Origin of the sequence: Vibrio sp. V03_P4A6T147 (genome assembly GCF_002241085.1) — a bacterium.
GTDB classification, from domain to species: domain Bacteria; phylum Pseudomonadota; class Gammaproteobacteria; order Enterobacterales; family Vibrionaceae; genus Vibrio; species Vibrio anguillarum.
The window spans coordinates 1-7,807 of the sequence record NZ_NDIO01000036.1; the positions used below are offsets into that span (position 1 = coordinate 1).

The 7,807-nt window shown below is 45.9% G+C and carries 10 protein-coding genes; all 10 read left to right on the plus strand.

What is annotated here, in order from left to right:
- Positions 1-85 (plus strand): alpha/beta hydrolase (locus tag B9J84_RS16065; protein ID WP_143698820.1); only part of this gene is annotated, 85 nt, incomplete at its 5' end.
- Between the two features lie 100 nt (positions 86-185).
- Positions 186-575, plus strand: coding sequence for a sigma factor-binding protein Crl (crl, locus tag B9J84_RS01305; protein WP_026027640.1), 390 nt, complete (start codon positions 186-188; stop codon positions 573-575).
- 122 nt (positions 576-697) lie between these two features.
- Entirely contained in the window at positions 698-1,837 is a 1,140-nt protein-coding gene (gene proB / locus B9J84_RS01310; protein WP_038148735.1) for a glutamate 5-kinase, read from the plus strand.
- A gap of 13 nt (positions 1,838-1,850) precedes the next feature.
- The gene (locus B9J84_RS01315; RefSeq protein ID WP_017046593.1) at positions 1,851-3,101 is read left to right on the plus strand and encodes a glutamate-5-semialdehyde dehydrogenase; all 1,251 of its coding nucleotides are present in this window, start codon (positions 1,851-1,853) and stop codon (positions 3,099-3,101) included.
- Between the two features lie 131 nt (positions 3,102-3,232).
- Entirely contained in the window at positions 3,233-3,682 is a 450-nt protein-coding gene (gene nrdR / locus B9J84_RS01320; RefSeq protein WP_010320136.1) for a transcriptional regulator NrdR, read from the plus strand.
- A 6-nt stretch (positions 3,683-3,688) separates the two neighbouring features.
- Positions 3,689-4,786: a bifunctional diaminohydroxyphosphoribosylaminopyrimidine deaminase/5-amino-6-(5-phosphoribosylamino)uracil reductase RibD gene (ribD, locus tag B9J84_RS01325; protein ID WP_017047324.1), complete on the plus strand. Its 1,098-nt coding sequence runs from the start codon at positions 3,689-3,691 to the stop codon at positions 4,784-4,786.
- A 1-nt stretch (position 4,787) separates the two neighbouring features.
- Entirely contained in the window at positions 4,788-5,444 is a 657-nt protein-coding gene (locus tag B9J84_RS01330) for a riboflavin synthase (protein WP_010320134.1), read from the plus strand.
- Positions 5,445-5,532: 88 nt separating this feature from the next.
- Entirely contained in the window at positions 5,533-6,642 is a 1,110-nt protein-coding gene (ribBA, locus tag B9J84_RS01335) for a bifunctional 3,4-dihydroxy-2-butanone-4-phosphate synthase/GTP cyclohydrolase II (protein ID WP_013856195.1), read from the plus strand.
- Positions 6,643-6,850: 208 nt separating this feature from the next.
- Positions 6,851-7,321: a 6,7-dimethyl-8-ribityllumazine synthase gene (ribE, locus tag B9J84_RS01340; RefSeq protein WP_026027639.1), complete on the plus strand. Its 471-nt coding sequence runs from the start codon at positions 6,851-6,853 to the stop codon at positions 7,319-7,321.
- A complete protein-coding gene (gene nusB / locus B9J84_RS01345) occupies positions 7,321-7,788 on the plus strand; it encodes a transcription antitermination factor NusB (RefSeq protein ID WP_013856197.1) in 468 nt (155 codons plus the stop codon). Before ribE ends, nusB begins: the two co-directional genes overlap by 1 nt.
- Positions 7,789-7,807: the final 19 nt, after the last annotated feature.

The following is a 7,807-nucleotide window of genomic DNA, read 5'->3' on the forward strand; positions in this document are numbered from 1 at the left end:
GATAAAAAGCAAAACAATTACACAAGGATATGAGCAATCCCTCGATTTAGCGATAAAGTGGTTAGAAGATGAGCTATTTAGGTGACTTTTCTACTAAATTAGTTAAGCATGATATTGGTATGCGGTAACAAGCATATGATTAATAAAAATAATGATCGTTCTTAACATTGAAATGGAGAGTCAATATGTCAGAAATGACCCACACCCCGACTCATTATCGCTTATTGTCTGCTTTAAAAGCTATTGGGCCTTATTTACGAGAAGGCCAATGTCGTGAGGATCACTACTTATTTGATTGCCTTGCGTCTTGCGTTAATGACAAAAAATCCCCAGAGAAACGAGAGTTTTGGGGCTGGTGGCTGGAACTTACTAAGAAAGAATCAGGGTTTGAGGCTAAGTATCATACAGGACGTTACAACTTAGCTGGCGCGTGGGATGCTGACGCAATTCCTAAATCCGTATTTTCTGAAGTCAAACGCACCCAAGAAGAGTTTCATGCCAAACTGGTAGCGAGTCTCTATGAGCGCTTTGAATTGAGTGTTGAGATTGCACAAGATTCCGCTGAATTCGTCTGATTTTCGTTATCCCCTTACCCTCGTGATGAAAAAGGTGCTTTTTAGCACCTTTTCTACTTGTGAATTATTGCTTTGATTGCTAAAACATCAGCTCTTATGTGTTTTCCATTTCAGAAGAAATCATGACAACGAATCAACAAAGCGGAAAAGCGGTGCAACTTCAAACAATCGTTGTGAAGCTAGGAACCAGTGTATTAACCGGTGGTACTTTGGCGTTAGATAGAGCTCATATGGTTGAGCTTGTCCGTCAATGTGCTGAACTGAAAAAGCAAGGCCACTCAGTGGTGATTGTATCGTCGGGCGCAATTGCCGCTGGTCGAGAACACTTAGGTTACCCCGCACTCCCCAACGCAATGGCTAGCAAACAGTTGCTTGCTGCGGTTGGGCAGAGTCAACTGATTCAAGCATGGGAATCTCTTTTTGCTATTTACGGGATTAAAATCGGCCAAATGCTGCTGACTCGGGCCGATCTGGAAGACCGTGAGCGATTTTTGAATGCGCGAGATACCATTAATGCCTTGGTCGAGCACGATATTATTCCCGTCGTCAACGAAAACGATGCAGTGGCAACCAGTGAAATCAAAGTAGGCGACAACGACAATTTGTCAGCTTTAGTTGGTATCTTATGCGGTGCCGATAAACTGCTGCTGCTCACTGACCAAAAAGGGCTCTTCACCGCTGACCCGCGTAAAGATCCTAACGCTGAACTAATTAAAGAAGTTAAAACCATTGATGATACCTTGCGTAAAATCGCTGGGGGCAGTGGTACCACGCTTGGCACCGGAGGTATGGCAACTAAGCTTCAGGCCGCTGATATTGCTCGTCGTGCAGGGATTGAAGTCATTATCGCCGCAGGGCGTGCAAGCAACGTTATTTTTGACTCTTTAAGTGATGCGCCACAAGGCACCCGTTTCTTGCCATGTACCGAAGCGTTAGAAAACCGCAAACGCTGGATTTTAGCGGGTCCTGCCGCTTCTGGTGACATTGTCATTGATGGCGGAGCCGTCAACGCTGTAGTTGCGAATGGCAGTAGCTTATTAGCGAAAGGGGTAGTGAATGTCAGTGGTACTTTTGCACGTGGTGAAGTGGCGCGAGTAACCGATAAACAAGGCGTATTAATTGCCCGTGGCATTGCCGCTTATTCCAGCCAAGACTTAGCCAAAATCGCGGGTAAACACAGCAAAGATATCGGAGGCATTTTAGGTTACGATTATGGCTCAGAAGTAATTCATCGCGATGATCTTGTTGTGATCCAAGAATAGTAAGGAAAAGAAAGTGGATTTAACCATAATGGGTAAAGCCGCCAAACAGGCCGCTTTCCAGCTCGCTACCGTTTCAACGACACAAAAAAACAATGCATTAGCGATCATTGCCGATGAACTGGAGGCGCAGAGCGCCGTGATTTTAAAAGCGAATGCTCAAGATATCGAACTGGCCCGAGAAGCCGGGTTGAACGATGCCATGCTTGATCGCTTATTGCTCAATGAATCGCGCCTGCAAGCCATTGCTAATGACGTGCGTAATGTGATTAATCTCAATGACCCTGTCGGTAGTGAAATCGATAGCCGAGTGCTTGAAAACGGATTGTCATTGTCTCGCCGCCGAGTACCGTTAGGTGTGGTGGGCGTTATTTATGAAGCGCGTCCGAATGTGACCATTGATATTGCGGCATTGTGTTTAAAAACGGGTAACGCCAGTATTTTACGGGGAGGGAAAGAGACCTTTTTCTCCAATATGGCGCTAGTCAACGTTATTCAATCGGCGCTAGAAAAAGCACAACTACCAGCGGCTGCGGTGCAGTATATTGAAAAACCGGATCGCGAACTGGTTTCACAGCTGCTCAAGCTTGATGAATATGTTGATATGATCATTCCGCGCGGCGGCGCTAGCCTACATAAAATGTGCAAAGAAAACAGCACCATTCCAGTGATTATTGGTGGTTTTGGTATTAGCCATATTTTTGTTGACCAATCCGCGGATCTGGATAAATCAGTCGAGGTAATTGAAAACGCCAAAATTCAGCGCCCTTCTGCGTGCAATGCACTGGATACTTTGCTGGTTCATCAAGCGATTGCCAGTGAATTTTTGGCAAAACTGGTGCTACGACTTAATGATCAAGTGACCTTCGTTGTAGAGCCAAAAGCCCAAGCCTGCATGAGCCATGCAAAACAGTTGAGAGAGGCCGTTGAGGGCGATTTTGACACCGAATGGCTAAGTTACACTTTGGGCGTTAAAGTGGTCGATGACGTGCAGCAAGCGATTGAACATATGCGTGAACACAATGCAAGCCATTCGGATGCGATCATGACGAATGACTTATTTAATGCAGAGCTGTTTATTAATTCAGCAGGCTCTGCTGCAGTGTATGTCAATGCTTCGACGCGTTTTACCGATGGGGCTCAATTTGGTTTAGGCGCTGAAGTGGCCGTTTCGACCCAAAAATTGCACGCTCGCGGGCCGATGGGCTTAGAAGAGTTGACCAGTTACAAGTGGGTTGGCAAAGCCAATTACTTATCACGTCGTTAAGTTCTTTTCGTTATGGATAACGCAAAGTGTGGTTGTTAACAAAATAGAGATTGAAAAGGGGCTGATGCCCCTTTTGCGTTCAACTTGCGTACTAATTCCGGTACACTGATGCTCATTGCTATGGAGGTGATATGCATTGTCCTTTTTGTTCAGAGAACGACACCAAAGTGATTGATTCTCGTCTTGTCGCAGATGGCCATCAAGTGCGCCGTCGCCGTCAATGTTTGGCATGTAATGAACGTTTTACCACGTTTGAATCGGCCGAGCTCTTGATGCCAAGAGTCATCAAATCAAATGGAAATCGTGAACCGTTTAACGAAGATAAAATGGTCGGTGGTATACAGCGAGCATTAGAAAAACGCCCCGTCAGCGCCGATGCGATTGAGCTTGCAATCAGTATGATTAAATCTCAGTTGCGAGCCACTGGTGAGCGAGAAGTCCCAAGTAAAATGATTGGTAACTTGGTGATGGAGCAGCTCAAAGTACTCGATAAAGTCGCTTACATCCGCTTTGCCTCCGTGTATCGCAGTTTTGAAGATATTCGTGAGTTTGGTGAAGAAATCGCGAAGCTGGAAGATTAATCGCTTATGTTTACTCCTTTTGATTATCAAATGATGTCGCGAGCCATTGAGCTTGCCAAAGGTGGCGTTTTTACCACTCAACCTAACCCCAATGTCGGCTGCGTGATCACTCAAGGAGAGCAGATTGTTGGTGAAGGTTTTCATGTTCGTGCTGGTGAGCCGCATGCCGAAGTGCACGCCTTACGCATGGCAAACGAGCAAGCGCAAGGCGCTACCGCTTATGTCACTTTAGAGCCTTGCTCGCATCATGGCCGTACACCGCCTTGCGCTGAAGGCTTGATTAACGCCAAAGTGGCGAAAGTGATTTGCGCAATGCAAGATCCGAATCCTCAAGTCGCTGGGCGTGGTATTCAAATGCTGCGTGACGCTGGGATTGAAGTCGAAGTCGGTTTGTTAGAAGCGGATGCCATCGCGCTCAATCCGGGTTTTATTAAACGCATGACAAGTGGGATGCCCTTTGTCCAATTGAAAATGGCCGCAAGTCTTGATGGACAAACGGCGCTCAATAATGGTCAGAGTCAATGGATCACTTCAGCGGCCGCGCGGCGAGATGTGCAAAAATTTCGCGCCAAAGCGGGTGGGATTTTATCGACCAGCAAAACAGTGATTGAAGATGATGCTTCATTGACTGTGCGTTGGGATGAACTACCTCCATCAGTGCAAGTGAACTACCCACAACATCAGTTACGCCAACCGGTGCGAGTCATTCTTGATAGGCAAAACCAACTCCATGATGGTCTAAAGCTGTATCAACATTCCGGTGAAGTATTGGTGCTTGGCACTGAACATACGTCATTGCTCAATAGCAACCAGACACAATTTGAGTTAGCGGATACCTTAGCTTATTTAGCTGAGCAGTCACAAATGAATCATCTCTGGGTAGAAGCTGGTGCCACACTGGCTCGTTCACTGATCCAAGCCCAATTGGTTGATGAGATCATTTTGTACTTAGCGCCTAAAATCATGGGTAGTGATGGTCGGGGGCTATTTGGTGCTTTGGGGCTATCTTCCATGGCGGATACGCTAGAGTTAATCATCAAAGATGTACGACAAGTTGGGCCGGATATTCGGATCATTGCCGTACCTAAAATAAAAGATAAATAGCATGTTTACAGGAATTATCGAGGCGGTAGGTACACTTGCCGCGATTACACCCAAAGGTGAAGACATCAGTGTGACCGTGAAAGTCGGTCATCTTGATATGAGCGATGTCAAACTTGGTGATAGTATTGCCACAAATGGTGTCTGTTTGACCGTGGTAGATTATAACAGCACTCAATATACAGCGGATCTCTCACTAGAAACGCTCAACAAAACTGGGTTTGCTCACTATCAAGTTGGTGACAAGGTCAACCTAGAAAAAGCCATGTTGCCCACCACTCGTTTTGGTGGACACATTGTTTCTGGGCACGTTGACGGTGTTGGTGAAATCATTGAACGTAATCCCGTTGGTCGTTCGATAGAGTTTTGGGTAGCGATCCCACCGGCATTGAATAAATACGTGGCTGAAAAAGGCTCAATTACAGTAGATGGTATCAGCCTCACTGTGAATGATTTAAGAAAGAATGCCTTTAAGCTGACCATAGTGCCTCACACTTCTGCCGAAACGACCATTGATGCGTTTCATGTTGGGCGTAAAGTGAATTTGGAAGTGGATGTGCTCGCGCGTTATATGGAGCGTTTGCTGCAAAACCAGCAAGATGAAGAGACACCAGAGTCGAAAATTAGCTTAGCATTTTTACAACAAAATGGTTTTGCGTAAACCGCGCATTGTCCCATGCCACCACGGTCGTGGATAAATCTAAGTCAGGGACTGTGCGGAAAATAGTTCAGCGATAGGAAAATAGAGTATGCCAATAAGTACCCCGCAAGAGATCATTGAAGATATTCGCCTTGGGAAAATGGTCATCTTAATGGATGACGAAGATCGTGAGAACGAAGGTGACTTGATCATGGCCGCCGAGCACGTTACTCCTGAAGCGATTAATTTTATGGCTAAATTTGGTCGTGGCCTGATCTGCTTAACCATGACTAAAGCTCGTTGTCAGCGTTTAGGCTTGGCTCCTATGGTGCAGGATAATAATGCTCAATACACCACCAATTTTACCGTCTCGATTGAAGCGGCCGAAGGCGTAACCACCGGCATTTCAGCGGCCGATCGCGCCGTGACGGTACAGGCTGCGGTGGCGAAAGAAGCGAAAGCTTCAGACTTAGTGCAACCTGGGCACATTTTCCCACTGGCTGCACAAGAGGGGGGCGTTTTAACTCGCGCTGGGCATACGGAAGCCGGTTGTGATTTGGCGCGCCTTGCGGGATTAGAGCCCGCGTCTGTGATCGTCGAAATTTTAAATGATGATGGCACCATGGCGCGTCGCCCTGATCTTGAAGTGTTTGCCGAGCAACATGGTTTAAAACTCGGTACGATTGCTGATCTGATTGAATATCGTAATAACACAGAAACGACCATTGAGCGTGTTGCACAGTGCAAGTTGCCGACAGAATACGGTGAATTTGAACTGATCACTTACCGCGACGTGATTGATAATCAGATCCACTACGCATTGCAAAAAGGCACATTGGATGGTCAAGCGCCATTGGTGCGAGTTCATCTGCACGATACCTTTACCGATTTACTGCGTAGCGATCGCAATGCTGAACGCAGTTGGACTTTAGATAAAGCGATGCAGCGTATCGGCCAAGAGGGCGGCGTATTGGTCATTTTAGGTAATGAAGAGTCGAGCGACTTATTGATCCATCGCGTTAAAATGTTTGAGCAACAAGACAAAGGCCAAGCGCCTACTTTAGCGAAAAAACAAGGTACTTCACGCCGTGTGGGGATTGGTTCACAAATTCTGGCGGATTTAGGTGTTCGTGATATGCGTTTACTCTCTTCAGCCAATAAAAAGTATCACGCTTTAGGCGGTTTCGGCTTGAATGTGACTGAGTATGTCTGCCAATAATGTCATCTCGTTTTAGCGCTTAGAACCTAAGGTCACATTTAAAAATACACCGTAATAAAACCAATAAAGGAAGCCCAACGCTTCCTTTATTATTTCGCTGATTAGCCGCTTGGTTTGCCGTCTAAGCCGAATTTCCATTAGATATTGCTCACAAAATTGTGCTAGAATCCGGCGATTCTCACTTGTGTATATAGTTAAAGGAAGGCTTATGAAAGTGATCGAGGGTGGTTTCCCCGCACCAAATGCAAAAATTGCTATCGTTATTTCTCGTTTCAACAGTTTTATTAACGAAAGCCTGCTTTCTGGTGCAATCGATACTTTAAAGCGTCACGGACAAGTTAGCGATGACAATATTACTGTTGTTCGCTGCCCTGGTGCTGTCGAATTACCTCTTACTGCTCAACGCGTAGCAAAAACGGGTAAATACGACGCTATCGTGTCTCTTGGCACTGTGATTCGTGGTGGTACGCCACACTTTGATTATGTGTGCAGTGAATGCAATAAAGGTTTGGCGCAAGTGTCTCTGGAATACAGCCTTCCAGTAGCATTTGGTGTTCTAACTGTTGATACCATCGATCAAGCCATTGAACGCGCGGGAACCAAGGCTGGTAACAAAGGTGCAGAAGCTGCACTAAGCGCGCTTGAGATGATTAACGTTCTTTCAGAAATCGATTCCTAATGGGGGCCAGTGTGAAACCAGCCGCACGTCGTAATGCACGTCAATTTGCGCTACAAGCAATTTATTCTTGGCAAATTACAAAAGAAAATGTTGCCACTATCGAAGAGCAATTCCTCTCGGGTGGTAAGTATGATGAAGAAGAGCATCATGCTGCTGAGCCAGCGTTAGCGGCTCCAGAAACCGACGTTGCATATTTCCGTGATCTACTCACGGGTGTAGTGCTAAGCCACACAGAGCTAGATAGCAAATTGCGTCCTTTCGTGTCTCGTCCAATGCAAGACTTAGACATGATGGAATTGGCGTTACTTCGTTTAGCCATGTACGAAATGACTCGTCGCGATGATGTGCCATATAAAGTGGTCATCAATGAGGCGATTGAGTTAGCAAAAGTATTTGCTGCTGAAGATAGCCATAAATTTGTGAATGGCGTGCTTGATAAAGCCGCCCCACATGTACGCAAAAAATAATAAGTCGTTTTAAAATAAA

Coding starts and splice junctions, on each gene's coding strand:
- crl (WP_026027640.1), top strand. CDS start 186: ATGTCAGAAATGACCCACACCCCGACTCATTATCGCTTATTGTCTGCT.
- proB (WP_038148735.1), top strand. CDS start 698: ATGACAACGAATCAACAAAGCGGAAAAGCGGTGCAACTTCAAACAATC.
- nrdR (WP_010320136.1), top strand. CDS start 3,233: ATGCATTGTCCTTTTTGTTCAGAGAACGACACCAAAGTGATTGATTCT.
- ribD (WP_017047324.1), top strand. CDS start 3,689: ATGTTTACTCCTTTTGATTATCAAATGATGTCGCGAGCCATTGAGCTT.
- B9J84_RS01330 (WP_010320134.1), top strand. CDS start 4,788: ATGTTTACAGGAATTATCGAGGCGGTAGGTACACTTGCCGCGATTACA.
- ribBA (WP_013856195.1), top strand. CDS start 5,533: ATGCCAATAAGTACCCCGCAAGAGATCATTGAAGATATTCGCCTTGGG.
- ribE (WP_026027639.1), top strand. CDS start 6,851: ATGAAAGTGATCGAGGGTGGTTTCCCCGCACCAAATGCAAAAATTGCT.
- nusB (WP_013856197.1), top strand. CDS start 7,321: ATGGGGGCCAGTGTGAAACCAGCCGCACGTCGTAATGCACGTCAATTT.